Origin of the sequence: Dyella sp. GSA-30, assembly GCF_027924605.1 — a bacterium.
Taxonomy (GTDB): Bacteria; Pseudomonadota; Gammaproteobacteria; order Xanthomonadales; family Rhodanobacteraceae; genus GSA-30.
In genome coordinates this window covers 1470852-1497096 of the sequence record NZ_AP027042.1, presented here as the reverse complement: position 1 = coordinate 1497096, position 26245 = coordinate 1470852, and the positions used below count along the sequence as shown (strand labels likewise).

Below are 26245 nucleotides of genomic sequence, written 5' to 3'. Positions count from 1 at the left end.
CCCTCTCCCCCGGCAGAGCCAGGGGAGAGGGAGCCAAGAGCGCACGATTCAATCTTGCCTCAATGTGCCCCCTCTCCCCTGGCTCTGCCGGGGGAGAGGGCTGGGGTGAGGGGGGGCTCCAGATCCTCACGCCCAAGGAAGGAACCAAGCCCCCTCTCCGCTACAATTGACGAGATGGATGTCTCGTATCTGATCGACAAGCTCAACGACGCACAACGCGAGGCCGTCTGCGCCCCGCCCGGCCACTACCTGGTGCTGGCCGGTGCCGGCTCCGGCAAGACGCGCGTGCTCACCCACCGCATCGGCTGGCTGACCCAGGTCGACGGCGTGCCGCCATGGGCTGTGCTGGCGGTGACCTTCACCAACAAGGCGGCTGGCGAGATGCGCGCTCGCCTCGAGCAGCTGATTCCGGGTGGCACGCAAGGCCTTACCGTCGGCACCTTCCACGGCATCGCCCACCGTCTGCTGCGCCGCCATTGGCGCGAGGCCGGCTTGCCCGAAGGCTTCCAGATCCTCGATTCCGACGACCAGCAACGCATCGTCAAACGTGTCGTGGCAGGGCTGGGCCTGGACGAAGCACGCTTTCCGCCGCGCCAGGCAACCTGGCAGATCAACAACTGGAAAGACGAAGGCAAGCGCCCGGAAAATATCGAACATCGCGACCATCCGGTCACGCGTACCTCCGTGCAGATCTACCAGGCCTACGAAGATGCCTGCCGACGCGCCGGCCTGGTCGACTTCGCCGAACTGCTGCTGCGCGCGCACGAGCTCTGGCTGAAGAACCCGGCCGTGCTGGAGCACTACCAGCAGCGCTGGCGCCATCTGTTGATCGACGAATTCCAGGACACCAACACGCTGCAATATGCGTGGATTCGCGTGCTGGCCGGCGATACCGGCAAGGTCTTCGTGGTCGGCGATGACGACCAGGCGATCTATGGCTGGCGCGGCGCCAAGGTCGAGAACGTACAGCAGTTCCTGCGCGATTTCCCCGGCGCGCGCACGATCCGCCTGGAGCAGAACTACCGCTCCACCGCGACCATTCTCAAAGCCGCCAACAGTGTGATCGCGCGTAATGGCGGCCGCCTGGGCAAGCAGCTGTGGACGGATGGCGGCGACGGCGAGCGCATCGCCGTCTACGCCGCTTATAACGAACAGGACGAAGCGCGCTTCGTGATCGAGCGCATCCGCGAATACGTCGCCGAACACGGCAATGCCCGCGACTGCGCCATCCTCTATCGCTCGAACGCGCAATCGCGCAACTTCGAAGAGCAGCTGACCCAGCGCAGCATCCCCTATCGCGTATACGGCGGTCTGCGCTTCTTCGAGCGCGCGGAAATCAAGGACGCACTCGCCTATCTTCGCCTGTCCGCCAACCGTCATGACGACGCGGCCTTCGAACGCGCCGTCAACACGCCGCCGCGCGGCATCGGCGACCGCACGCTCGACGTGCTGCGCCGTCGGGCACGAGGTGAAAACACCTCGCTGTGGGAAGCCCTGCTCGGCGAACTGGCCAGCGGCAGCGAACTGGCCGGCCGCGCGAAGAATGCGATCAAGGCGTTCGTGAACTTGATCAACGACATGGCCCACACCTTCGTGCCGCCGGTCGCCGAAGGCGAGGAAAGCCAGGCCCTGAACCTTGCCGAACAGATCGAGCACGCGATCAACCACACCGGGCTGCGCGACTTCTACGAAAAGGATTCACGCGGCAGCGCCGAGTCGCGCGTGGAGAACCTGGACGAACTGGTCAACGTCGCCAGTCGTTTCGAACTGACCCAGGACGATATCGATGCCGGCTTGAGCGAGCTTGCCGCGTTCCTGTCGCACGCTGCGCTTGAAGCAGGCGAAGGCCAGGGCGAATCCTGGGACGACTGCGTGCAGCTGATGACGCTGCATTCGGCCAAGGGCCTGGAGTTCCCGGTAGTGTTCCTGGTCGGCATGGAAGAAGGCCTGTTCCCCAGCCAGCGCTCGGTCGAAGACGAAGGCCGCCTGGAAGAAGAGCGTCGCCTTGCCTACGTCGGCATCACCCGCGCGCGCGAACGCCTGTTCATCACGCACGCCGAATCACGGCGCATGCACGGCGTGGAAATGCTCGCACGCCCGTCGCGCTTCCTCGGCGAAATACCGGCGGAGCTGCTGGACGAAGTACGTCCGCGTGTACAGGTCAGCCGGCCGATGTACGCCGGGCGTTTTGCCGAGCCCAGCGGCAGCCTGCAGGAAGACTTGCCGGTCAAGCTCGGCCAGCGCGTCAGCCATCCGAGCTTTGGCGAAGGCGTGGTGGTGAGTGCGGAAGGGAGCGGTGCACATACGCGTCTGCAGGTGAATTTCGAAGACGCTGGCAGCAAATGGCTGGTGGCGGCATATGCGAATCTGACGCCGCTTTAGCAAGGCTTCGGCATCTTGCAGGAGAGACTTCAGGAAATCTCGGATGATCTCAGTTTTGATTGTCGTCATCCCGGCGTAGGCCGGGACCTAGTGGCACCGGTTTTCGGTTTTCGCGATAGAGCCGACTTTTGCAGGCTCTCGCGACGAACTATCTCAAAGCTACTGGGTTCCGGCCTGCGCCGGAATGACGAGTAGGAAAGGTTTTCCAAGTTCCCGTCAGTCGCGACCGTCCTGCCACAACACAAGGGAAAGAGGATCCATGCAACGCCGTCAGTTCCTCCGCCACGCCGGCACCACGCTCGCCCTGGCATCCACAGGCGCTCTTACTGCCTGTGCGCAGATCCCCAGCGCACGTAGCGGCAACCCAGACATGCCGGTAGCCCGACTCGGTTCGGGCATCCCCGAACTAGCCCCGGTGAAAGCACGTCCGGACCGCATCACCGGCGTCTACGTATGCACCCGCCCCTTCCGCGCCGCGGGACCACGCATCGAGATGGAGCAGTTGGGCAACAGGGCTGTCGTGCACAACTACGGACACGGCGGCAGCGGCTGGTCGCTTTCCTGGGGATCGAGCACGCTGGCCGTGCGCATGGCACAAGCCACCGGAGTGCGCGAGCTCGGCGTGATCGGTTGCGGCGCCCTCGGCCTCACCTCGGCGCTGCTAGCGCAACGTGCCGGCCTGTCGGTACGCATCTACGCCAAGGATCTGCCGCCGAATGTCTATTCGATGCGCGCATCCGGTTTGTGGACACCCGACTCGCGCATCTGCGATGCCGACCACGCGCCGGCACTGGCCGCGCGTTGGGAAGCAATGACACGGACCTCGTTCGCCCAGTATCAGAGCATGCTCGGCCTGCCCGGCAACCCGATCGAATGGATCGAGGGCTATCACCTTTCCGACACGCCACCGGACCAGCAAAGCGTCGAGCCGTCCGACGAACCCGAGTACGGCGAGCTCTACGACCACGTCCGCGACCTCACCCCGCGCTCGGTCGCCCTTCCCGCCGGCAGCACACCGTTTCCGCAGGCTTATGTGCGCTGCTACACCACGCTGATGTTCAACATCAGCACGTATGCGCGGATGCTCATGTCCGACTTTCTGGCTGCGGGCGGCAAGATCGAAGTGCGCGAGTTCCACCAGCCCAACGATCTGCAGCAGTTACCGGAGCACACACTGATCAACGCCACCGGCTACGGCGCCCGCGCCCTGTTCGGCGATAACTCGATCATCCCCGTGCGTGGCCAGACCGCCCGCTTGATTCCGCAGCCCGAGGTCAGGTACGGACTAAGCACCGCACACCTGAGCATGGTGCCGCGCAGTGACGGTTTGCTGGTCCAGGTATTGGGCGATACCGGCAACTTCAACAATGCCGATACCACTCCGAATCGCGCCGTATCCGAGGCGGCGGTCAATGATCTGGCGGCGCTGGTCGCAAGTATGCGCAAAGTCTGAAGCACACCAGCGAGCGGGCTCGAACCAGGTGACAGCGCACGGCTGGCCGGTCATGATTTCGGGTGTAGACACACGGGGGGCCGGTGTCGCAACCGGTAACGGAGCAACACCGTGTCGACACCGTGGTTTCTTGAACGCCTTGGTCTGGACGAAAGCGCGGATGAGCGAGCGATCAAGCGCGCCTATGCCTTGCGGCTGAAAAAGATCGATCAGGCCGCCGATATCGACGGCTTCAGCGAGCTGCACCGGACCTATCAAGCCGCTCTTGCCTGGCACGCCAGCCGTGCGCCACAAATGATTAGCCCGACTGTCGGCATCGAAGCTCGTACCGAGTCATCGCCGGGCGCCCTGGTCGACCACGAAACGTCTCCGGAGCGTCATACCGGGAGCGCGCAGGAGAGCAACGACAACATTGTCGGCCCCGAAGAAGTGGCCCGCCTTGCACATGCCCGATTGGTCGAGCAGATATCCCATGGCAGCTCGGCCGATCCGGCGTTGCGCGAACAACTCGATGTGCTCCGTCTCGGCCACCTGCGTGCACCCTTCCTGTTCGAACTGCGCCTGATCGAAAGCCTTGCCGATGGCAGCATCTCGCAACGTTTTGAGTTGTTCAACGCGGCGCAGAAATATTTTTCCTGGAAGGACATTGGCCATCTCCAGGCACTGGGCAGGCACGGCGGATGGGTCAACTCGGTGAAAAAGGAGTCGCACGCCTGGTCGGAGCAATCACAACAGCTGCCTGGCGTGTTGCTGCTGGATGCGTTGATGCTCGGCAGCACGAGTGGACTGCCATCGGCAAACCAGTGGCCGAAAATTCAAAGCATCATCCAACGCTATCCCCACTTTCTTTCGCTGCAGCTCGATCAGGACCGCGTCAATGCGCTGCAGCGGGCCTTCGAGGCACTGCCCGATAACGAAAAGAACTGGGCGCTCGATACATCACCGCTCGCCTTTCAACAGGGCAATGTACAAACCGTCAAACCAAGGTCCAGATCGGGGCGCCCTATCGGCCTGGTGCTCGTCGTGGTGATTTTTGCGATCAGGCTGATCGGTGCGATCGCAAACAGTATGACTGCGCACGAAAGTCACGAACCGGCAACGCCACCGGCATCGACCTTGCTCGGTCTGAACCTGCAGCGCTTTGCACCGACGACGCAGAGCTGCGAATCGCTGATTCCGATAGTCGATCGGACCGCGCCTTTTCAGGATGATGAACGCACGTATTTGAAAAACGCCGTGCGTTCATGCCTGAGGCTCGGCTACTGGCCCGCCAATCTGAGCGGCGACGACGCGGTACAAAAACTGGGCCTCTAGAACTACTCGCGTAGCCGCGGCACGCCATGCTCGGTGCGCTCTTCGATCGCCACGGGTCGTGTATCCAGACGCCCACCGCGCTGCTCGTTGGGCGCGAGCTGTACCGCTTCACCACGCGCCATTGCCAGCGCATTGCGATAGCAGCGCTGTGCTTGCGCGTTGTCGCCTTCGCCGGCGTAGACATCGCCCAAGGCTTCCCAGATCGCACTGCTCGGATCGAGCGCGAGCGCACGCTCGAGATACTGACGAGCCTTGCCCCATAGCTTGACGCGTACGCACATGCGACCCAGGGTCAGCAACAGCTGCGCATCGTTGGGATGGGCGTCGAGCCAGCCTTCGGCGCGACGAAGGCGCCCCTCGCCATCGTCACCCGTGAGGCTGCCGTAGGTGGTAATCAGCGGCGACGACCACTCGCGGCGAAGCGCGGATTCCACCTCGTCCATTGCGGGCAACATCATCCCGAAGCTGGCAGCACGACGCGCATAAGCATCGACGACCGCGGAAATGCGACGTTGCGGCTTGGGCAATTGCGACCACAAGGTATTGAGCGCGGCACCATCGGGCGCGGCAAGGATGGCACCGGTGAGGACCAGTGTTTCCAGCGAAGCGTAGGCGCGCTGACCGATCGCACTGCTCTTCTGCAACGGTTCCAATGCCTGCCGTGCACGACGCATATCACCCGCCGCAACCGCAGCCAACGCCAGTTCGCGCCAGCCACCAGGTGTCAGGCTACCGCTGTCGGCTTCCGGAGCGAGCAACGCAAGCGCTTCGGCGGAACGCCCCTCACGACGCAGAAAACGTGCGCGCAAGACGCGCGCCGCCTGCGGCGCGCTTTGCGCCGCTTCGCCGAGTGTTTCCAGCGCACGAGCGTGCTCGCCACGCCGCGAGGCCGCTTCGGCCGATGCCAACAATGCAGGGCCACGCAGGCTGTCCAGGCGCGAGGCGCGCTGCAGATCGCGTTCGGCATCGCCGTTGCGGCCTTCCATCAAGGCAACCAGACCGGCGCTCATGCGCTCGCGGCTGGTGCGACGATGACGGCGCGAGATCGCACCGAACGGCCAGCGCACAAGGCGCCAGATCACACTAATGACTGCTGCGATGACGACCACGGCGACAACCGCGGCAACCAGAGTCAGCTCGGCGGTGTAGCCGCGCACCTTGATAAGGACGTAGCCGGGATCTTCGGCCACCCAATGCCAGCCGAATGCCGCCAGCGCGGCAACAATCACCAGCAGCAGTATCCAGCGCCACAATTTCATGGCTTGGCTCCGCTCGCTGCATGCGCCGGCGTAGCGTTGTCATTGGCCGGCTTGAGCGCGTGCACCGAACGCAGATTGCGCAGCTCGGTCAAGGCGGCGCCTAATTGCACGGTGGACGTCGGTGGCATCTGCGAGGACAGCGCGGCCAGTTGTGCCTGCGCCTGCTGCACGCTCGGCGTACCGGTATCGAACTGCGCACCCAGCGTGGCGGTGACACGTTGCAGCGCCGCCTGATAAGCGTCGCGATCGTAGGCCATCAACGACAATTGCGCCTGGGCGAGATCGAGCGAGGCCAACTCGCGCGCAAAGCGCGCGTCGGCGACTGCTAGCGGCGCACCGTTGTCGCGACGGATGCTGATCACGCTCGACAACGCACGGCGCACCCGCGCCCAGGTGCCGGTGTCGGCATCGGTCGGCGCATCGAGCGCCTTCAGAGGCAGATTGGCGACGTCGGCACGCAATTGCGTCAAGGTATCGAGCGCCGCCGTACGACTTGCCGGCTGGCTCTTCACCAGGGCTTCGTGTTCGGCCGCAACACTCTGGCGCAGCCCGGAGAACGCACCGTCGTTGACGGCGGCCAGCGATTGATCGGCCGCGGCGTAGGCCGTTGCGGCGCCCTGCGCATCATGGAACAGGTCGTAGCGTTCCTTGCCCAGGCGCAGCAGCGACTCGGTTTCATCCAGCAGCATCGCGTCGTGACCCGACAGCGTCTTTTCCGACAGCTTCGCGACCGCGTCTTCAAGATTGCGTACGCGTTCGGCCTGGCCGAGCAATTCCTCGCGCAAGCCGCGATTGACCTGGTCGGCGTCGCTCAGGCGCTGGCGCAATGCAGTGCGGTCGCTGTCCAGGGCAGTGAGCGACTGCTGCATGCCGCCGACGCGTTGCTGCACGTTGACCAATGTCTGGTTGTCTTGCCCGGCCATGCGTTCCTGTTGCCATTGCCGCCAGCCGATATAGCCGGCGCCGCCAACGGCGACGATGGAAAGCAACAAGGCAAAAGCCACGCTGCCGCCACGCTGTGGCCCGGGCTTTTTACGGCCGGCAGAAAGTGGTGTTTGGGGGCGCTCACCCGAGGAGGCGGCGCCGGTCGATGCGGTGTCGTCTTGGCTCATGCGACACATGCTAGCAGCCCATGCGTCGCGTCACCCATCAAAAAACGCCTGAACATCTATTCACACTTCCTGCACATCGGCCGCGGCGGCAAGCATGTCGGCCGCGTTGGCCGATGTCGCGACATGGATATGAGAGAAGCCTGCAGTCCTGGCTGCCAATGACAGGCGTTCGCTGCTGACGACGGCGGTGATCGATGTGAGCTGTTGCCATGCCGCCGTTGGCGCGAGTTCGCGCAGGTTTTCCATGGCCTCGGCGCTGGACAACAGCACGCAGGCGTCGCGCTCCAGTGCATGCAGGCCACCCCAGTGGCTGGCACGCAAGCGCGGCGGCGCACGGCGATAAACCTGTACTTCACGCAGGCTGCCGCGTGTCGCCAACTGGTCGCGCAATACACCGCGCCCGCCCGGCGCGCCGATCAATGCGATACGGCATGGACCCAGCGCGGCCCAGATCGGCAGATCGAGCAGCCCCTCGCTGTCCTGACGTTTCGATGGTGCGGCCACGACGCGAACGCCCTGGCGATGCAGGGCGCGCGCCGTGCCCTGACCCACCGCCAGAACCGTGGCACCGGTTCGCAGCACCTGCAGGCGTGCGGCAAAACGCACCGCCGCCGGACTGCTGAAAACCAGCACGTCATCGCGCAACGCGTCGGCCAGCGCGGCCCGTGTCGTGGCATCGTCCATGCCCCGTAGCGACAGGCCCGGCAGCAGCAGCGCTCGCCCACCCAGAGCCCGCACTTGCCGGGCCATCGACGAGCCGGTACCGGCGGGACGCGTAATGACCACGGTACGGCCAAGCAAGGCTGCGGCCGGTGCAACCGGGCGGGTGTGATGGGCTGACATGGGTTCGCAGTGTAGCGACCTATACACTAGGCGACTCCCTCCCGTTTAAAACGATGTCGCCCGATGAGCACCACCGAACTGATTCCGATGGCCCAGGACCTGATCGACTTCACCCGAAGTCATATTCCGCAGGCCGACGTCATGGACCTGCGCCTGGGTTCCTACGATGGTGACCGCATCGCGATCGACGCTCCGCTCAAACCCAATATCAACGACAAGGGCTGCGCGTTCGGCGGCAGTCTGGCCAGCGCGATGACGCTCGCCGGCTGGAGCCTGGTGGAGCTGGCGCTACGCCGCCGTGGACTGGATTGCGACGTATTCGTCGCCGAATCCACTGTGCGCTATCTGTCGCCGGTGTGGTCGGATTTCCGCAGCGAGGCGTGGCTGGCCTCCGAATCTGACTGGGAGACCTTCTTCGGCACTCTGCAGGCGCGCGGCCGCGCGCGCATCGAGATCGTCGCCGAGGTCCCGGGCGAGGCCGGTCGCCCCGCCGCCGCGATGACCGGGCGTTTTGTGGCCAAACGTCGCTGAAGCCGGCCGGCGGTTGATGGCAGAATGGTGGCCTTGCCTTCATGCAGCCTGGGGAATGCCGTATGCGCCGTGTCCTGACCGTTCTCGTCCCGCTCTGTGCACTGATGCTCACGGGCTGCGCTACCGACAAGCGCTCGGATGTGCTGACCACGACGCTCAACGCCTATCAGCACGCGGTGCGCTGGGACGGTTTCGCCGACGCATCGAAGTTCATCGACCCGAAAGTGCTCGAAGCGCATCCGCTGACGCCCATCGAGATCTCCCGCTTCGACCAGTACCGGGTGACCGATTACGACGAAGGCGCGGGTGCCACCCCGGCGGGCGAAAACGAAGTGCGCCAGGTGGTAACGATCAACCTGATCAACATACACAGCCAGGCCGAGCGCACGGTGATCGACCGCCAGACCTGGCATTACGACGGCAAGGGCCATTGGTGGCTGACCAGCGGGCTGCCGGACCTGTCCCCGAAGGACTGAATGCCCGGCTGACCTCCCGGGGCGGTATAATCGACGTTTTGCCCACTCCAGCGCAGCCTCGTGGCGCGCACGCGGAAACCTGAGATCGATGAGCGACATTCTTCAAAAACTGCCCGAATTCATCCACAACCATATCGCCCTGGTGGCGGGATTCGTGGTGGTGCTGATCGCGCTGATCGTGATGGAAATCGCCAGCCTGTTCCGCAAGTACAAAGAGCTGTCGCCAGCCGGTCTCACCCTGCTGATCAACCGCGAAAGCCCGTTGATGATCGACCTGTCCGCCTATGCGGATTTCGAGAAAGCCCATGTCCCCGGCGCCAAGCACGTGGCGATGAGCCAGTTCGACCCCGAGAGCAAGGACCTGGCCAACGCCAAGGAACTGCCGGTCGTGGTGATGGACAAGGACGGCCGCGGCGCGGCGCTCAAGGCGGCACAGCGGCTGGTCAAGGCCGGCTTTACCAAGGTCTCGGTGCTCGGTGGCGGCGTAGCCGCATGGCAGCAGGCCCAGTTGCCGGTCGCCAAGGGCAAGAAGTAAACAGCGCCTCAGTCGTCGGCTATGCCGGCGCGACCGCCCAGAATCTGCGCCAGTATGTCGGGGGCGTATTCGAACGAATCGAAATAAAGGCGCGATGCCGGTAATCCGGCATCGGCGAACAGTTTGCGTCCGGCATCGATCATCGCCGGCGGGCCGCCCATATAGACGTCGAAGCCGGCAAGGTCAGGGTGATCTTCCAGCACCGCTTCGTGGACCAGCCCCTCGCGCAAACCGTGTGCGCGTTCCGGATCGGAGACCACCGCGTGGAAGCGCAGGTCTGCTGCCTGCGCCTCCCAGCTTTTGGCCAGTTCGCACTGATAGAGATCCGCGGCGCTACGCGCACCCCAGTACACGTCGATCGAGCGGCGGCTGCCCAGCTCGATAAAATGCTCGACCACGGCTTTTACCGGCGCAAAACCGGTACCGCCCGCCATGAAGATGATTGGCCGCTCCGAGTCCTCGCGCGGCACAAAAGTGCCCAGCGGCCCCTCGATGCGCAACACATCGCCGACTTTCAGGCCGTCGGCCACCCATGAGGTAAAGCCGCCGCCCGCCACATGACGCACGTGCAGTTCGATCGTGCCATCCGCGCGCGGATTGCCGGCAATCGAAAACGGGCGATGCTTGCCATCGGGCAACACGATGTCCAGATATTGCCCCGGCAACCAATTGAGTGCCGTCTCGCCGGGCGCCGGCTGCAGGTGCAGCCCCACCACGTCGGAGGCAAGCTGGCGTTTTTCGGTCACGACGACGTCGAGCTGGCGCTTGGCGACGTCCTTCACCGAGGTGACCTCACGTGCCTCGATCGACAAGTCGCTCAAGGGGGCGGCCTGGCAGAGCAGAATCGCCTGATTCGCCCGGTTTTCACCGCTCAAGGCCTGTGGCGGGTTGCGCGGATAATCGACCTGACCTGACACCAGGACGGCCCGGCAGCTGCCGCACACACCGGCACGACAGGAGTACGGCAAGGCAATACCGGCGCGCTGCGCGGCCTCCAGCACGGTTTCGCCAGGGGCGACCGGAAACTGGCGGCCTGAATTTTTCAAGGTAACGGTAAACACAGGCGCATTGTCGCGGCGACGGCAGTCGGTCGACAATGCGGTCTTATTGACCGGGATTCAACTCATGGCGATCTGGAAGCAGGACACGGACCTGGCGCGTATCAACGGCTGGGCGGCCAACACCATGCTCGAAACCCTGGGCATCCAGGTCACCGAGATCGGCGAGGACTGGCTGCGCGGCACCATGCCGGTCGACCACCGCACGCATCAACCCTATGGCCTGCTGCACGGCGGCGCCTCGGTGGCGCTGGCCGAAACGCTGGGCAGCACCGCCGCCATGCTCACGCTCGACCCGAGCAAGGAGCTCACGGTCGGGCTGGACATCAATGCCAATCACATCCGCGGCGTGCGCAGCGGCACCGTCACCGGCACGGCCAAGGCACTGCATCTGGGCCGCAGCACGCAGGTCTGGGAGATTCGCATCGAAAACGAAACGGGACAGCTGGTGTGCATGTCGCGCATCACCATGGCGGTGATCCCGGCAGCGAAGGCCGCCAGTTGAGCCTGGACGCACCGTATACCGACCTCGATCCCGAACGCGTGCTGCGTGCCGTCGAGGCGTGCGATCTGTGGACCGACGGGCGACTGCTCGCGCTCAACAGTTACGAGAACCGCGTATGGCAGGTGGGTATCGAAGATGCCGCTCCGGTGATCGCCAAGTTCTACCGGCCCGGCCGCTGGAGCGACGCGGCCATTCTCGAGGAACATGCCTTCGCGCGCGAACTGGCCGATGCGGAAATTCCGGTGGTCGCGCCATTGGCCTTTGATGGCCAGACCCTGCTGGATCGCGAGGGGTATCGCTACGCCCTGACCCCACGCCACGGTGGTCGCGCACCCTCGCTGGAGTCGGAAGAACAGCTCGAATGGCTGGGTCGTCTGATCGCACGCATCCATACCGTCGGCGCGCGCCAGCCGTTTGCGCAGCGCGGCCAGCTCGATCGCGCCAATCTGATCGACACCCCGATGCGCGCGGTGCTGGCATCCACGTTATTGCCATCGAACCTGATGGCCGCCTATCGCACCGCCGCCGAGCGGGTCGACCAGGCCGTGGCCGCACGCTTCGAAGCCGTCGGCCCGGTACGCCGCATCCGCTTGCACGGCGACTGCCATCCCGGCAACGTGCTGTGGACCGATGCCGGCCCGCATTTCGTCGACCTGGACGATGCGCGCACCGGACCTGCGGTACAGGACCTGTGGATGCTCGCCAACGATCAGCGCGCCATGGACGTCCTGCTGGAGGGTTATCAGCAGATGCGCGAGTTCGACTATGCCGAACTCGCGCTGATTCCCGCGCTGCGCGCCATGCGCCAGCTGCATCACGCGGGCTGGATAGCCGCGCGCTGGCACGATCCCGCTTTCCCCACGGCCTTCCCTTTTGCCGCCGAGCCACGCTGGTGGGAGCAGCACATCGCCGACCTGCACGAGCTGGCCGAGGATCTTTAGCCGCACTTTCGCAAGAAAGCGCGAACAGGCATGCTTGGTCGTCTCGCGAAAAGGAACCTGCACGATGAAGCGATCACGGACTGCTGCCCTGCTGCTGATGAGCGCAACGCCCTTGCTGCTCACCGCCTGTGGCGACGACGAAAGCACGCGCGAAGGCGTCTACACCTCAGTGGAAAGCTGCACCGCGCAGACGCACGATGCCGCCACCTGCCAGCAGGCCTTCGACAAGGCCAAGAAGGACGCCGCAGAAAACAGCCCGCAATTCGCCTCCCGCGAGACCTGCGAGGTCGATTACGGCACCGGCAAGTGCGAGCAACGCACCGACAGCAGCGGTCACTCGTTCTTCGGCCCGTTGATGACCGGATTTTTCATCTCGCAGATGTTGCGCGGCGGCTCGCCGATGGCCGGCTTCAGCAGCGCGCCGGCGTTCCGCACATCCGGCGGTCAATGGCAACGACCGGACGATCGCAATAATTCGGTCTATCGCAGCGCTGGCGGTGGCAGTGGCGGCGGTGTCTATGCAGGCGGCAGCCGCAGCATGACGACCATTACCAGCGCACCGGACACCGCAGTCACCAGCAGCCGCGGCGGTTTCGGTTCGCGCGGCGGCGCGCGCGGCGGATCGGGCGAATAATGCGACGCGTCCCGATTGTCGAGCGCCCGAACTGGCGCGAGCTTGCTGCCGAAAGCGGTTTCGATTTCCACACCATAGCCGGGCAACCGTACTGGGACGAATCGGCCTATTACGCCTTCACGCTGCGTGAGATCGAAGACGATATCGAAGCGCCGACCACCGAGCTGCACGATATGGCGCTCGATCTGGTCGACGACATCGTGCGCAACGAACAGACGATGCGGCAGCTCGACATTCCCGCTACGCACTGGGACTGGATTGCCGAAAGCTGGCGCAAGCGCGATCCGCATCTGTATGGCCGCATGGACCTGGCCTACGACGGCAACGGCCCGGCCAAGCTCTACGAATTCAACTACGACACGCCCACCTCGCTGTTCGAAGCAGCGTTTTTCCAGTGGCAATGGCTGGAACAGCAGCTGATGCGCGGTGCGCTGCCGGCCGGTGCCGATCAGTTCAACTCGATCTACGAATCGCTGGTCGAGGCCTTCGGCACGATCGCCACACGCATCGCTCGGCCGTTCTATGCCTCGGCCGTGCGCGGCTCCAACGAAGACCAGGGCACGGTGGCTTATCTGCGCGATTGCGCAATCCAGGCGGGCATCGATTGCGGCGAGATCGCCATCGAAGACATCGGCATCTCACGCGACGGACGCTTTACCGACCTCAGCGACCGGGTGATCGGCTGCCTGTTCAAGCTGTATCCGCTGGAAGACATGATGCGCGAGGAGTTCGGTAGTTATCTGCCGCGCTCGGGCATGCAGCTGATCGAACCGCCATGGAAGGCGGTACTGAGCAACAAGGGCATCCTGCCGTTGCTGTGGCAAAAGCATCCCGGCCATCCCAACCTGCTGCCGGCAGTATTCGACGATGCCACCGCGCTTGCGCCGGGCTGGGTACGCAAGCCCTTGTACTCGCGCGAAGGGGCCAATATCGCCATGCGCCTGCCCGATGGCAGCGCGCTCGATTCCAGCGGCCCATATACCGACGGCCCCTGCATCCGCCAGGCCTATCATCCCCTGCCCAGCTTCGATGGACGCCATATGCTGATCGGCAGCTGGGTGGTTGGCGACCGCGCCTGCGGCATGGGACTGCGCGAAGACCACTCGCCGATCACCCGGGACAGCGCGCATTTTGTGCCACACGCCATCATCGACGATGGCTCCGCCGCTGCACCGAAGGCCACATTAATCGCGTAGTAGCGGAGAACGGGAGCGCGCGGAACAAGCCGGCACGGTTAGGCTAAGCTTGCCGCTTTTGGACGAGGCGAAGCTCGTGCGCTCCATTCTGTTCCGTGTGATCGGCATCTTCGAAATCGCCGGCGGCCTCTATGGGGTCGCCCAGATGCTGCACCGCCTGTTGCCGCTGGGTAATACCAACGACACCATCCTCGCCCTGATCGGCCTGCTGCTGTATGCGTTCATCCTGATCGCCGGCGTGCTGCTGCTCGAAGGCGATGGCCGTGGGGTTTCGTTTTCCAGCTGGGCACAGGTCCTGCAGATCCCGCTGATCGCCACACCGGTATTCAGCTACGCGCTGCACGCGACGGCCTTTATCAATGTCTTCGCCACCGTGCAGTCGTCGCCGCGCCTGAGCATCGACTGGCACTTCGGCAGCCAGGGCTTCGTGCTTGCCTTGGCCGGCCCGGCCGTCTCGCGCATCGGCCTGAATTTGCTCGCGCTGCTCTCCTGGCTGGTGTTGCGCCTGCGCTGAACAGCATGATCGGTCAGCAGTACTGTCGCCTGCCGATCACGCCATCAACGCAGCCGCACGGGTTGATACTGGCCGTGTTCGCCGTATTTTTGCCTGGCCTTGTCGATATTCGCGCACAGCTGCCCATCGCATAAGGTCACGTCAGCCTGGTTGTACGCATGCAGCAGGTCGGCGGACAGCTGACTCTGCTTGATCTGGTCGCGGTAGTACGAAACCGCCGTCGCACCACCGACTACCGCCACCAGAAGCGCCGCGATAACCAGCGCGGCAACTTTCCACACCAGGCGCCGACTGAACGATTCCAACTGCGCCAACTGCCTGGTCAGCTGCCCGACACGCTCCTGCAGCTGCTCGCTCGATTGCTGCAGTTTCCGTTCGTAGTTTTTTATCGGCGCGCTCAAGCCACTGTCGAGCTGCACCATCACCGTTTGCGGAAGTGTCGAGAAAAGCTTGTCCGCCGACTGCTTCATCTGCTCCGGCACGCTGCCGATGGCGTACTGCAGGCGCTCGGCCATGGCCGTCTGATGTTGGCCCTGCTGCTCGCAGTAGCGGACAAACTGCTCCAGCAAGGCGCCGGTCTTGAAGGCCAGCGCCTCGATGTCCTCCTTCTGCATCCCCTCCTCGGCGGACATCAGTGCCCTCCCAGCTTCTGTCCACCGTGCGCAGCATGCTCGGGCTGCTGGCTTTGCTGTTGCTGCTGTGTAGCGGTGTGATGCTCCTGCGCGTTGACCTGCGCCGTAACGTTGCCACGGAACTCCAGGCCCGTCGCCGTACGTGCCGCGTCACCGGCGGCATTCAGTACGGATTGGTAATCGCCGGTCTTCATGGCGGACATCATGCGATCGATCATGCCTTCCGCTGGAGAGGGCGCCTTTACGGCCGGTCCCGCCGGCGCGTGCTGCTTCAACGCCTCTTGCAGCTGCTTCATCGTCTGCGGGCCGACCTCTCCGTCCGGCTTGAGGTTGTGTGTCGCCTGAAAGGCTTTCACGGCCTCGGTCGTACGCGGGCCAAACTCCTTGTCCGGCGTCAATGGATGACCTTGTGCATCCTTGACACCCAACTTGATCAACTGCTCTTGCAGTTTCTGGACGTCCTCGCTCTTATTGCCCTCTTTCAGTACGCCATGCGCGGCATGCGGTGCGACATGCCCCGCGCGCGTCGCCTGTGCGGAGGCCGGCGCGACCGTCGGGTGCGAGTCATGCATGAGGTTACGCGCTTTCGCGAGCGGGTCGGTGGCGTAAAGCTGCACACCGTGCGACTGCTTGTAGGCCAGGTAATCGGCTACTGGCTGCAAATGCACGCCTTTATGGCTGCTGGACTGACTGATCATCAGCTCGTTGGTCTTGGGGTCGCGCACCACCATGGTGATGTGATCGATACCCTTGTAACGACCTTTGTCGAAACTCTGCGGCCCGTTGTCCTCGCCGATGATCATGCCTTCCTTGAGCGCGCCGGCCGTAATCTGCTTGCCTTCCAGCAGCTGCCCTGAGCGTTGCGCCGACTTCTCGACAATCGTTGCGGCGGCGTCGTTGCCCTTGGAAAACATCTCCTTTTCGCTGAAGACATCACGTCCGGCTTTCTGGTTGATCTCTTCCATGGTGGCGTTCTGCATCTTCACCACCCAGCCCGAGCAATCCACCGAGCCCTTGTCCGGATCTTTCTTTCCCAGACCGTAGTGGGTGACGTTCTGGTATTTCTCGGTCAGCGCATAGGCCTGACCGATCGTGATGTCATGCGGACCGCCAGATGCCGGGGCCTGGGTCTGCGCGGATGCTGCCTGCGGCGACGGGGTCGACGCATGCGGCGGCGTTATATGCGGTGCGATGTGTGGAGCGGCGGGAGTCTGCGCATGCGTTGGACCGATCCCCTTCTCCGGAATCTGCACATGCTCGAACTTGGCGTTCCAATATCCCACGAAGGTTTTCGCCATGTCGCGGTCGGACATGCCGGAAAGCTCGCTTGTGGTGTGCCCGGTGAGCTTCTTGAAATCATCGCCCACATTGTTGGTGATATTGGTTCGCGTGCTTTCCTTGTCGAACTTCCCCGTCGCAATGGCGTCCTGGATCGAACGATAGCCGGCGCCTCCCTGCTGGTGCGCCAGATACATGTCCAGACCGTCGGGCGCCGCCTTGCCGGAGAGGTAGGGATTGCCGGTCGCGGCATGGCCACGAACGATCGCGTCGCGGTTATCCAGATAAAGCTGCGCGGCGGCGGCGGTATTGGCGACGGGATCCAGCTCGCGCCCGGTAAGGCCATAGGCTGCCGCCGTTGCGTTTGTGAACTGAAACAGTCCCTTCGCGCTGCTATGCGTCGATTGCGCATGAGCATTGAAGGTGCCACCCGTCTCGATATCGGCAAAGCGAAGAAAATCATCCTTGGGGATGTGCCGTTTGAGCGCCTCGGCCTCGATGATGTCCAGCACCTGGGAACGGGAATATTCTTGCGACACGGCACTCTCCTTGTTCGACGATGACAACAATGACGCGTTAGTGTTTGACCTGCTGGTAGACATTGGCCTTGGCATCGAAACGATAGTCCGCGCTATCCGCATCGGTCAGCTTGCGCACCTGACTACCCGCAGCGCCATAGGTCGTCCCTTGCATGGCCACATGAATCGAAGGCATCGGGCTGCCGGCCTGCGCGACGAATTCGACTTTGCCACTGTATTTCCAGCAGGGCGGAAGGTCGGCGTTTTTCGCCGAATCCGCGCAGTTATCGGCATTGTCTTCGCCGACGGCAACGCGGCCGACATAGGCCCAACTGCGTTTCTTGGCGTCGAGTAGAAACAGTTCCGCGCCTTGCTGATTCTGACCCTCGCCCATACTCGCTTGAGTGGGCACAGCCAGCAGCGCATTTCCATCGGAAAGCTGAAATGTCTGAGCGCTACCGTTCTTGCTGATCGGATCGCCTTTTTCTGAACCGCCAAACTCACCGATATAGCGGTCTGCGGTCACCATCGTCCACGCGGAGGAGGATTTCTCAAACGTGGCCTGGGCAATCGTCGCCTTGGTCTCCGGATTGGGGAGCGCGTTAGCGGTATCTTTGCCATAGTGGTTTGCCGTTTTATAGACAAACCCGGTGAAGTATTGCTTTCCATTCAACTGAAAGGCGTGGCCGTACCAATAATGCGCCCAGGCGCCATTGGCAACGGCATAGGCTGACGAGCCATCACCTTCCTTGTCATAAATGGCATCGATGAATTTTCCTGGCGCTACCGGTGGGGCGTCGCCGGCAACGACGTCCTTGGCCACCGGGGCCGGGCTTGCCGCCATGGCGGTGAACGAAAGCGGCGATAGCGCGAGCACGAAAATAAGCGGCACAAAGGAGCGACGCGCTTTCAATGGCGTTTTAAACGACTTCATCTCATTCCCTGATCAATCGAGTGGCAGATCCCCCGGGGATGGCAAGGCCATCCGGCCAGGGATCTTATCGAGTGATGGCACTCTGGGCCAGTTACCGACGCGCAATACGCGCCTTCGTGCACAAAAAGCCGGCACAACCGCCAGGCGGTCATCCGAGGCCCCAGCGGCCGAAAGCATGCGAAAACACGAATGGGCGGTATCATTCACCGATGAATACCGTTGCCAGCACGCTCCCCACCATCTCGCTCAAAACCGACCGCATGCCCGGTCATCCCTGGATCTGGTCCGCCCAGGTGCAAAAACCGGCCGATCGGTTGCCGCCCGGGAGCCTGGTGGACGTCGTGGATGCCAAGGGAAGGTTTGTCGGGCGCGGCTTCTGGAACGGTCACGCGCGCATCGCCTTACGGCTGTTGACCACGGACGCGAACGAAGTGATCGACGCCGGCTGGATCGAGAAGCGGATCGAGCAGGCCGTGACGCTGCGCCGGCAGGTGCTGCAACTCGATCGCGACAGCGACGCCTGGCGTGTCGTGCACAGCGAGGGCGATGGCCTGTCCGGCCTGATCGTCGACCGCTACGACGATATCCTGGTGATCGAATATTTCGCCGCCGGCATGTGGCGTTTCCGCGAGACGATCCATCAGGCGCTGCTGCGACATTTTCCGAATGCACGGCTTTACTGGTTCGCCGAGACCCATGTGCAGAAGCAGGAGTCGTTCGATTGCCGCGCGATGGACGCGCCGGACGCGGTCCAGGTGCATGAACACGGTTTGCGCTTTCACGCCGCCCCGGGCTCGGGCCACAAGACCGGCTTCTTTGCCGATCAGCGCGACAATCGCAAGCGCTTTGCCGAACTGGCGAAGGGACGCCGTGTGCTCGACCTTTGCTGCAACGCCGGCGGCTTCGCGGTGCATGCGATGGCCGCGGGCGCGAAAGAGGCGATCGGCGTGGACATGGACAACGGCATCCTCGATGTCGCACGCGCCAACGCGCAGGCCAACAACGTCGAGGTACGTTTCGAGCAGGCGGATATTTTCGATTGGCTGCGCCAGGCCGTTTCGCGCGGCGAAACCTACGATGCGGTCATCCTCGACCCGGCCAAGCTGACCCGCGATCGCACCAAGATCATCGACGCGCTGAAGAAATACTTCGCGATGAACCGCCTTGCGCTCGATGTCATTCCGCCCGGCGGACTGTTGCTCACCTGCTCGTGCACCGGCTTGGTCAGCGAGGCGGATTTCCTTGAAACGCTGCGTCGCGTGGCGCTCAATGCCGGGCGTGAAATCCAGGTATTGCATGTTGCCGGCGCCGGTACCGACCACCCTGTACGCACCGATGTGCCCGAGGGGCGCTATCTGAAAGCCGTATTCTGCCGCGTGCTCTAAAGCAGCATCAGGGTTCCTACACATCGGCTTGATCGTCACCGGTCACACTGGCTGGGCATGCCTCAGGCCAAGCTCAGCACGACCGACCAGGAAGCGCGCCGGCAGGCGCGCGATGCCGGGCTGGTCTATGTCTCCGACGAGCAGCCCGGCATCCGGCGACGGCGCGCAGGCAACGGTTTCAGCTATGTGGATACCAAGGGCCGCCGCATCGCCAATAAGGCAGAGCTGACCCGTATTCGTGCGCTGGCCGTCCCACCGGCTTATATCGACGTATGGATCTGCACAAACCCACGCGGCCATCTGCAAGCTACCGGGCGCGATGCCCGCAAACGCAAGCAGTATCGTTATCACCCGCACTGGCGCACGGTACGCGATGGCGGCAAATTCGATCGCGTGATCGCTTTTGGCGCCAGCCTGCCGCGTCTGCGGCGACACGTCAGTCGCGATCTGGCGCGCCCAGGCCTGCCCAGAGAGAAGGTGCTGGCACTGGTCGTACGACTGCTCTACGACACCATGATTCGCGTCGGCAATGAAGGCTATGCACGCGACAATCACAGCTACGGCCTGACCACCTTGCGCTCGCGTCATGTTCGCCGCGAACGCGGCCGTTTGCGACTGCATTTTCGCGGCAAGGGCGGCTTGGAACGCGATATCGAGCTGGACGATCGCCGCCTGCTGCGGGTGATACGACGTGTACAACAACTGCCCGGCCAGCGCCTGTTCCAATACCTGGACGACCAGGGCCATCCCCAACCGATCGACTCGGGCATGGTGAACGACTACCTGCGCGAGGCCTGTGGCGACGACTTCACCGCCAAGGACTTTCGCACCTGGGGCGGCACCGTGCAGGCGGTGCGTCAGCTGGCACGAGTGCCGCTACCGGAAAAAGGCGGCGAGCGCGCACGGCGCAGCCTGCTCCTGACTGCCATCAAGGAGGTGGCGGGCGTCCTGGGCAACACACCGGCCGTTTGCCGGGCTTCGTATATCCATCCGGCGGTATTGGCTGGCTGGGGCAACGGCAGTCTGCACCGGGCAGTGGCAGCCGCCGATGTGAACTACCCACGTCGGCTTGAACAGCTGACGCTACGCTTCCTGCGCCGACAGCAACGGCTAAAATAGCGCCGCCAGCCGCCCAATCGCACAAGCTGAGACGGCGTCGCTTAGACTGGCCCCCATGCTCCCTGGATGTTCCTGATGCCGCTTACCGATCTTCTTCTGGCCGCCTTGGTCGTCGTCGCCGTGATCGTCCTGGTTTTGCAGGTCGTATTGCTGTTGCGTGGCCGCGGCGATGCGGGGCTAGCGGCTCGCCTGGATGCGCTCAAGGACGACAACCGGCACCTGCGCGATGTGCTGGCACAGGAGCAGCGCGCAGGACGCGGCGAACTGGCCCAGACCATGGGTCAGTTCCGCGGACTGGTGCAGGAACAACTCAGCGCGATGGGCGAGCAGCAGCACGAGCGCATCAGCGCCTTTGGTCAACGCATGGACGTTTTAACCGAGCGCACCGATCTTGGCCTGCAGACCCTCGCGCAACGCCTGACCGAAGACGCACGCCGCGGTCGCGAAGAATCCTCGCTCGCCCTGAACCGTTTCGGCGAGTTGCTGCAGCAGCGATTGAGCGCACTGACGGGCGACAACGAGAAACGTCTCGGCGAAATTCGCCAGACCCTCGAAACCAAGCTCAAGGCAATGCAGGACGACAACGCCGTCAAGCTTGAGCAGATGCGCGCGACGGTCGACGAGAAACTGCAAAGCACGCTGGAAGCCCGCCTGGGCCAATCCTTCAAACTGGTGTCCGAACGACTTGAAGCGGTGCAGCGCGGCCTTGGCGAAATGCAGAGCCTTGCCAGCGGCGTAGGCGACCTCAAGCGCGTGCTTACCAATGTAAAAACCCGCGGCATGCTGGGCGAAGTCCAACTGGGCGCCTTGCTGGAACAGATGCTAGCGCCCGAACAATACGAGTCGAACGTGGCCACCGTGCCCGGCAGCGGCGAGCGCGTGGAATTTGCCGTGCGCATGCCCGGCCCGAACGACGAAGAGCCGTTGTATCTGCCGATCGACGCCAAGTTTCCGATCGAGGATTACCAGCGCCTGCTCGACGCACAGGAAGCCGTCGACGCGGTGGCTGCGGAACAGGCCGGACGTGCACTGGAGCTGCGCATCCGCGAGGAAGCCAAACGGATCCGCAGCAAATACGTCGCGCCACCGCACACGACCGACTTCGCCGTACTGTTTCTGCCGACCGAAGGGCTCTATGCGGAGGTCATTCGCCGCCCGGGCCTGTTCGAGATACTGCAGCGCGATCACCACGTCACGATTGCCGGCCCAACCACCCTGACCGCCCTGCTCAACAGCCTGCAGATGGGTTTTCGTACCCTGGCCATCGCCAAGCGCAGCAGCGAGGTCTGGACCTTGCTCGGCGCGGTCAAGAGCGAATTCGGCAAGTTCGCTACCGTGCTGGAACGCACCGGCAAACAGCTCGATACCGTGCGCAACAGCATCAGCAGCGCGGGGCAGCGTACGCGTGCGATCGAGCGCAAGCTGCGCGGGGTCGAAACGCTTTCCGATGGCGCAACCCAGCAACTGCTGGGCGAAAGCCTGCTCGATAGCGACGACGAGGAAGGTACGCCGGAGGCTTAACCCCACGACGATAACGCCCACGTTCCATCCCCCGCATCCAAGCCGGATGCCTGGCGGAGTCGTCTTATGAAACCGATGTGGTTGGCGCTGGCCGTCCTGGCCGGCCTGGGATGGGCTGTCGATGCGCATGCCGTAGGGCGTCTGATCGACGTGAACGTGATCGATCGCGATACCGGCATGCAACTGCCGGTCATTCGTTTTCATGGCCAGTATTACGTGGTGGGCGAACCCGGCCATCGCTATCGTGTCGATCTGCAGAATCAACGGAACACGCGCTTGCTGGGTGTCGTCTCGGTCGATGGCGTCAATGCGATCTCCGGCGATACCGCGCAGTGGTCACAGCCAGGTTATGCGCTGGATGCGTATCGCCACTTTTCCGTGCTGGGCTGGCGCAAGAGCGAGCAGCAGGTCGCCGACTTTCTGTTCACCGACCTCGGACACAGCTACGCCGCGCTGACCGGGCGGCCCGACAATGTCGGCGTGATCGGCGTAGCGGTGTTTCGCGAGCGGATAGCGGTCGAGCAGGAGGACGCGTATAGAGCCGAGCCCCAGCCGCAGGCGATCGTGCGCGAACGCCTGCAGCCGGCGCCCAAGGTGGCGCAAGCCATGCCCGAGGCGGCACCCATGAGCCAGGCGATGCCCGCACCGTCGATCGTCGAGTCCCAAGTCGCCCAGGCCCAGGACGCTCCGATGCGGCAACGCGCCGGCGCAGATGCCGGCGGCCCGCTGGGTACGGGCCATGGCGAGCGCGAAGACTCGGTGGTACGTACGGTGGACTTCCAACGCGCCTCCGATAGCCCGGACGAAGTGGTCACGATCTACTACGACACGCGAGCACGCCTGGTGGCAAGAGGCATCCTGCCGCCAGCGCCGGTGCATACACCACAGGCATTCCCGGGCCACTACGCGCCCGATCCTTGAAAACCGTGGAGTCGCCTCCAGCGTGTCCCGACGGCGCAGCGGCGCTACACTTGGCTGAATTTGCACGTATCGGACCCCACGCATGAGCGACTCCCCCGGACCCAACGACGTCACCCGCGAACAAGCCGAAGAGGCTGTTCGTATCCTGCTGCGCTGGTCCGGCGAAGACCCTGCCCGCGAAGGCCTGCTCGACACGCCCAAGCGTGTCGTCAAGGCCTATCGCGACTGGTTCAGCGGTTACCAGGTGGATCCGGGCGAGTACCTGCGCCGCACCTTCGAAGAAGTGGCCGGTTACGACGAAATGGTGGTGCTGCGCGACATCGAGTTCGAGAGCCATTGCGAGCATCACATGGCGCCGATCATCGGCCGTGCACACGTCGGTTACCTGCCGACCAACCGCGTGGTCGGCATCAGCAAGCTGGCACGCGTGGTCGATGCCTTCGCACGCCGTTTCCAGGTGCAGGAGAAGCTCACCGCACAGATCGCCCAGTGCATCCAGGAAAACCTGCACCCTGCCGGCGTGGCGGTGGTAGTCGACGCCAGCCACGAATGCATGACCACCCGTGGCGTCCACAAGCGCGGCGTATCGATGGTGACCAGCCAGATGCTCGGCGCGTTCCGCGACGATGCGCGTACGCGCGCGGAGTTTCTGCAATTCATCGGCATCCACGGCGGCCGCTGATGCGCCGCCTTGTCGCTATCGCCGCGGCTTGCCTGCCGCTGTTTGCGATGGCGCAGGATTTCCCCCGCACGCCCGCCGACTATCTGCGCATGATGGACAGCAACGGCGACGGCAAGATCAGCGAAGCCGAATACGTCGACTATATGAGCGCGGGCTTTCGCCGCATGGACAGCAATGGCGACGGCGTACTGGAGGTTGACGAACTACCCGGTGGCCACGGCAAGCCCGTGACCTTGCAAAGTTACCAGGACAATCTGCGTCGCCAGTTCCACAAGCTCGATCGCAATCACGATGGCTACTTGAACGCCAAGGAGCTGGCGGCCCCGCCACAGGGCTGACTTGCCTGCTGCCGATGAGGCCGGCCGGGTCTGTGTCGTCATCCCGACGCGTGGTTTGCGCTATCGTGCGCATCCATTGCCCACTTTCGCCGGCTTCATGGAACACCCCACACCTCATCTCGCTGGATCACGCCGCCACGCCGCCGTCGCATTTATTTTCGTCACGGTCGTGCTGGACATGCTGGCGTTCGGCATCATCATTCCGGTGCTGCCGCACCTGATCGAGCAACTGGCCGGCGGCGGGATTGCCGACGCCGCCTGGTGGGTCGGCGTCTTCGGCGCGGTGTTCGCCCTGGTGCAGTTCGGCTCCTCGCCGATCCAGGGTGCGCTCAGCGACCGCTTCGGGCGTCGCCCGGTCATCCTGATCTCCAACCTGGGCCTGGCTCTCGATTTTCTCGTGCTGGCGCTCGCGCCCACCCTGTGGCTGCTGTTTGCCGCACGCATCCTGCTCGGCATGACGGCGGCCAGCTTTACGACCGCCAACGCCTATATCGCCGACATCACCCCGCCGGAAAATCGCGCGAAGGCTTACGGCATGCTCGGCGGCGCCTTCGGCCTGGGCTTTATCCTGGGCCCCGTCCTGGGCGGCTGGTTGGGCGAAGTATCGCTGCGCCTGCCGTTCTGGGTCGCTGGCGGGCTGGCCATGTGCAATTTCCTCTACGGCTTTTTTGTGCTGCCCGAATCGCTGCCCAAGGAACGCCGTACCGCGCGCTTCGAGGTGCATAGCGCGCACCCGATCGGCGCGATGAAATTTCTCGCCCGCCATCCGCTGCTGCTGCGCATGGCGATCGTGATGTTCCTGGTGTATCTGGCGCACTACGTCCTGCAGACCACCTTCGTGCTGTATGCGCAGTATCGCTACGACTGGGGCCCGAAGGCCGTCGGCTATGTGCTGATGCTGGTCGGCCTCTGCGACGGCACCGTGCAGACCATGCTGACCGGCCGCCTGACCGCGCGCTTCGGCGAACGGCGCGTGCTGGTGGCTGGCATGCTTTGCGGCATCGTCGCCTTTGCCTTCATGGGTTTTGCGACCCACGGCTGGGTCTTTCTGATCGGCATTCCGCTGCTTGCGCTGTGGAGCCTTTCCGGGCCGCCGGTACAGGCAATCATGACGCGCCAGGTCGACCCCACCGAGCAAGGCCGCCTGCAAGGCGCCGTTACCAGCCTGGGCAGCTTCGCCGGCATCTTCGGCCCCTATCTGTTCGCCCAGGTCTTCGCCTTCTCGATCGGCCCGAGCACGCCGCTGCACCTGCCTGGGCTGGCTTTTGTATTCGCCGCGGTGCTGCTGGTGATCGGTACCTTCATCGCACTGCGTGCCACACGCCATCACGACCACGTTGCCCCACTGCCCTTACCTATTCCACCCCTGCCTCCTTCGGAGCCACACCCATGACCTTATCGATGTACCAAGCGTCCGTTCCCGTCTTCCTGCGCGCGCTCACCAACCTCAGCCATGTGTTGAAAAAGGGTGAGGCACACACGAGTGCGCGCAGCGTGAGCGAAGACGTGATCCTGCAGACGCGCCTGATCCCCGACATGTTGCCGCTGGCCCGCCAGGTTCAGATCGCCACCGACATGGCCAAGAATGGCGTCGCCCGCCTTGCCGGCGCCGAGCTGCTGAAATTCGAAGACAACGAAACCACCTTCGAACAGCTGCAGGCACGCATCGAGCGCGCCATCGATTACATCAAGACGTTCAAGCCCGAACAGGTCGACGGCAGCGAAACCCGCCAGGTCACTATCAAGACGCGCAATGGCGACCAGACTTTCGAGGGCGACGCCTACCTGCTGCACTTCGTGTTGCCGAATCTGTTTTTCCACTGTACGACCGCGTATGCGATCTTGCGTGTAGCAGGCGCGGATCTTGGCAAGAGTGATTTCATCGGCAAGGCGTAAGCCTTACCGACAATTCAGCTACAGACGAACGCTGCCCTTGGGCAGCGTTTTTTTATGCACGGCGCCGTAAGTTCCCCGCGATAAATGTACCGCCTGGTTTTTCGGATTTATTCGATTGCTCCCTGCGCTATTTCTCAGCTATTTCTCCGTTAACGATCTGTTAGCAGCCTACTGACCACCCGATCGTTTTCGTTGGCATCCGAATGCCAAGCATCTGCACATCGACGATGCAGTCAGCCAGATCTGGCGTCTGGTGTCATTTTCTAGG

26 protein-coding genes are annotated in these 26245 nt (G+C 63.5%); 19 read left to right on the top strand and 7 right to left on the bottom strand.

What is annotated here, in order from left to right; translation table 11 throughout:
* Positions 1–174 precede the first annotated feature (174 nt).
* From uvrD to QMG46_RS06570, 3 genes are all read left to right on the top strand, one after another.
* Positions 175–2382, top strand: coding sequence for a DNA helicase II (gene uvrD, locus QMG46_RS06580; RefSeq protein WP_281851695.1), 2208 nt, complete (start codon positions 175–177; stop codon positions 2380–2382).
* Positions 2383–2641: 259 nt separating this feature from the next.
* Positions 2642–3835, top strand: coding sequence for an FAD-dependent oxidoreductase (locus tag QMG46_RS06575; protein ID WP_281851694.1), 1194 nt, complete (start codon positions 2642–2644; stop codon positions 3833–3835).
* Positions 3836–3946: 111 nt separating this feature from the next.
* Positions 3947–5149, top strand: a complete 1203-nt coding sequence (locus QMG46_RS06570) for a hypothetical protein (protein ID WP_281851693.1) — start codon at positions 3947–3949, stop codon at positions 5147–5149.
* Between the two features lie 2 nt (positions 5150–5151).
* Here QMG46_RS06570 and QMG46_RS06565 read toward each other — a convergent pair whose 3' ends face one another.
* Genes QMG46_RS06565 through QMG46_RS06555 form a run of 3 tightly spaced genes read right to left on the bottom strand, consistent with a single transcriptional unit; the run spans position 5152 to position 8363 of the window.
* Positions 5152–6408 (bottom strand): heme biosynthesis protein HemY, encoded by a 1257-nt coding sequence (locus QMG46_RS06565; RefSeq protein ID WP_281851692.1) that lies wholly within the window; start codon positions 6406–6408, stop codon positions 5152–5154.
* Positions 6405–7520, bottom strand: a complete 1116-nt coding sequence (locus tag QMG46_RS06560; protein WP_281851691.1) for a uroporphyrinogen-III C-methyltransferase — start codon at positions 7518–7520, stop codon at positions 6405–6407. Before QMG46_RS06560 ends, QMG46_RS06565 begins: the two co-directional genes overlap by 4 nt.
* 60 nt (positions 7521–7580) lie before the next feature.
* Positions 7581–8363 (bottom strand): uroporphyrinogen-III synthase, encoded by a 783-nt coding sequence (locus tag QMG46_RS06555; protein ID WP_281851690.1) that lies wholly within the window; start codon positions 8361–8363, stop codon positions 7581–7583.
* Between the two features lie 63 nt (positions 8364–8426).
* On the opposite strand from QMG46_RS06555, the gene QMG46_RS06550 reads away from it, so the two are divergent.
* The 3 genes from QMG46_RS06550 (at position 8427) to QMG46_RS06540 (ending at position 9905) form a co-directional block, all read left to right on the top strand.
* Positions 8427–8894 carry a YiiD C-terminal domain-containing protein gene (locus QMG46_RS06550; protein ID WP_281851689.1) on the top strand — a complete coding sequence of 156 codons (468 nt, stop codon included), beginning with the start codon at positions 8427–8429 and terminating at the stop codon, positions 8892–8894.
* A gap of 62 nt (positions 8895–8956) precedes the next feature.
* A complete protein-coding gene (locus QMG46_RS06545; protein ID WP_281851688.1) occupies positions 8957–9370 on the top strand; it encodes a hypothetical protein in 414 nt (137 codons plus the stop codon).
* 88 nt (positions 9371–9458) lie between these two features.
* On the top strand, positions 9459–9905 hold the full coding sequence (locus QMG46_RS06540; protein WP_281851687.1) for a rhodanese-like domain-containing protein: 447 nt from the start codon (positions 9459–9461) through the stop codon (positions 9903–9905).
* A gap of 8 nt (positions 9906–9913) precedes the next feature.
* On the opposite strand, the gene QMG46_RS06535 is transcribed toward QMG46_RS06540, so the two are convergent.
* Positions 9914–11002, bottom strand: coding sequence for a 2Fe-2S iron-sulfur cluster-binding protein (locus tag QMG46_RS06535; RefSeq protein ID WP_281851686.1), 1089 nt, complete (start codon positions 11000–11002; stop codon positions 9914–9916).
* Between the two features lie 28 nt (positions 11003–11030).
* Between QMG46_RS06535 and QMG46_RS06530 the strand changes: the two genes are divergently transcribed.
* The 5 genes from QMG46_RS06530 (at position 11031) to QMG46_RS06510 (ending at position 14753) form a co-directional block, all read left to right on the top strand.
* Positions 11031–11468 (top strand): hotdog fold thioesterase, encoded by a 438-nt coding sequence (locus tag QMG46_RS06530; protein ID WP_281851684.1) that lies wholly within the window; start codon positions 11031–11033, stop codon positions 11466–11468.
* On the top strand, positions 11465–12409 hold the full coding sequence (locus QMG46_RS06525; protein WP_281852826.1) for a serine/threonine protein kinase: 945 nt from the start codon (positions 11465–11467) through the stop codon (positions 12407–12409). Before QMG46_RS06530 ends, QMG46_RS06525 begins: the two co-directional genes overlap by 4 nt.
* A gap of 64 nt (positions 12410–12473) precedes the next feature.
* A complete protein-coding gene (locus QMG46_RS06520) occupies positions 12474–13043 on the top strand; it encodes a DUF1190 domain-containing protein (protein ID WP_281851683.1) in 570 nt (189 codons plus the stop codon).
* Positions 13043–14239: a glutathionylspermidine synthase family protein gene (locus QMG46_RS06515; protein ID WP_281851682.1), complete on the top strand. Its 1197-nt coding sequence runs from the start codon at positions 13043–13045 to the stop codon at positions 14237–14239. The genes QMG46_RS06520 and QMG46_RS06515 overlap by 1 nt, the downstream gene beginning before the upstream one ends.
* 76 nt (positions 14240–14315) lie before the next feature.
* Positions 14316–14753, top strand: a complete 438-nt coding sequence (locus QMG46_RS06510) for a hypothetical protein (RefSeq protein ID WP_281851681.1) — start codon at positions 14316–14318, stop codon at positions 14751–14753.
* 44 nt (positions 14754–14797) lie between these two features.
* Here the strand turns inward: QMG46_RS06510 and QMG46_RS06505 are convergent, their stop codons facing one another.
* The 3 genes from QMG46_RS06505 to QMG46_RS06495 are packed head-to-tail and all read right to left on the bottom strand — an operon-like array spanning position 14798 to position 18115.
* Positions 14798–15385, bottom strand: a complete 588-nt coding sequence (locus QMG46_RS06505; protein ID WP_281851680.1) for a relaxation protein — start codon at positions 15383–15385, stop codon at positions 14798–14800.
* On the bottom strand, positions 15385–17202 hold the full coding sequence (locus tag QMG46_RS06500) for a peptidoglycan-binding protein (protein WP_281851679.1): 1818 nt from the start codon (positions 17200–17202) through the stop codon (positions 15385–15387). Before QMG46_RS06500 ends, QMG46_RS06505 begins: the two co-directional genes overlap by 1 nt.
* Before the next feature lie 37 nt (positions 17203–17239).
* Positions 17240–18115, bottom strand: a complete 876-nt coding sequence (locus tag QMG46_RS06495; protein ID WP_281851678.1) for a hypothetical protein — start codon at positions 18113–18115, stop codon at positions 17240–17242.
* Positions 18116–18324: 209 nt separating this feature from the next.
* On the opposite strand from QMG46_RS06495, the gene QMG46_RS06490 reads away from it, so the two are divergent.
* The 8 genes from QMG46_RS06490 (at position 18325) to QMG46_RS06455 (ending at position 25977) form a co-directional block, all read left to right on the top strand.
* On the top strand, positions 18325–19500 hold the full coding sequence (locus QMG46_RS06490) for a class I SAM-dependent rRNA methyltransferase (protein ID WP_281851677.1): 1176 nt from the start codon (positions 18325–18327) through the stop codon (positions 19498–19500).
* Between the two features lie 57 nt (positions 19501–19557).
* Positions 19558–20619, top strand: coding sequence for a DNA topoisomerase IB (locus QMG46_RS06485; protein WP_281851676.1), 1062 nt, complete (start codon positions 19558–19560; stop codon positions 20617–20619).
* Positions 20620–20694: 75 nt separating this feature from the next.
* Positions 20695–22140: a DNA recombination protein RmuC gene (rmuC, locus tag QMG46_RS06480; RefSeq protein WP_281851675.1), complete on the top strand. Its 1446-nt coding sequence runs from the start codon at positions 20695–20697 to the stop codon at positions 22138–22140.
* A 66-nt stretch (positions 22141–22206) separates the two neighbouring features.
* Positions 22207–23061 (top strand): hypothetical protein, encoded by an 855-nt coding sequence (locus tag QMG46_RS06475; RefSeq protein ID WP_281851674.1) that lies wholly within the window; start codon positions 22207–22209, stop codon positions 23059–23061.
* An 82-nt stretch (positions 23062–23143) separates the two neighbouring features.
* Entirely contained in the window at positions 23144–23743 is a 600-nt protein-coding gene (gene folE, locus QMG46_RS06470; protein WP_281851673.1) for a GTP cyclohydrolase I FolE, read from the top strand.
* The gene (locus QMG46_RS06465; RefSeq protein ID WP_281851672.1) at positions 23743–24081 is read left to right on the top strand and encodes an EF-hand domain-containing protein; all 339 of its coding nucleotides are present in this window, start codon (positions 23743–23745) and stop codon (positions 24079–24081) included. The genes folE and QMG46_RS06465 overlap by 1 nt, the downstream gene beginning before the upstream one ends.
* Before the next feature lie 97 nt (positions 24082–24178).
* A complete protein-coding gene (locus tag QMG46_RS06460) occupies positions 24179–25474 on the top strand; it encodes a TCR/Tet family MFS transporter (RefSeq protein WP_281852825.1) in 1296 nt (431 codons plus the stop codon).
* Positions 25471–25977, top strand: a complete 507-nt coding sequence (locus QMG46_RS06455; RefSeq protein ID WP_281851670.1) for a DUF1993 domain-containing protein — start codon at positions 25471–25473, stop codon at positions 25975–25977. The genes QMG46_RS06460 and QMG46_RS06455 overlap by 4 nt, the downstream gene beginning before the upstream one ends.
* Positions 25978–26245 lie beyond the last annotated feature (268 nt).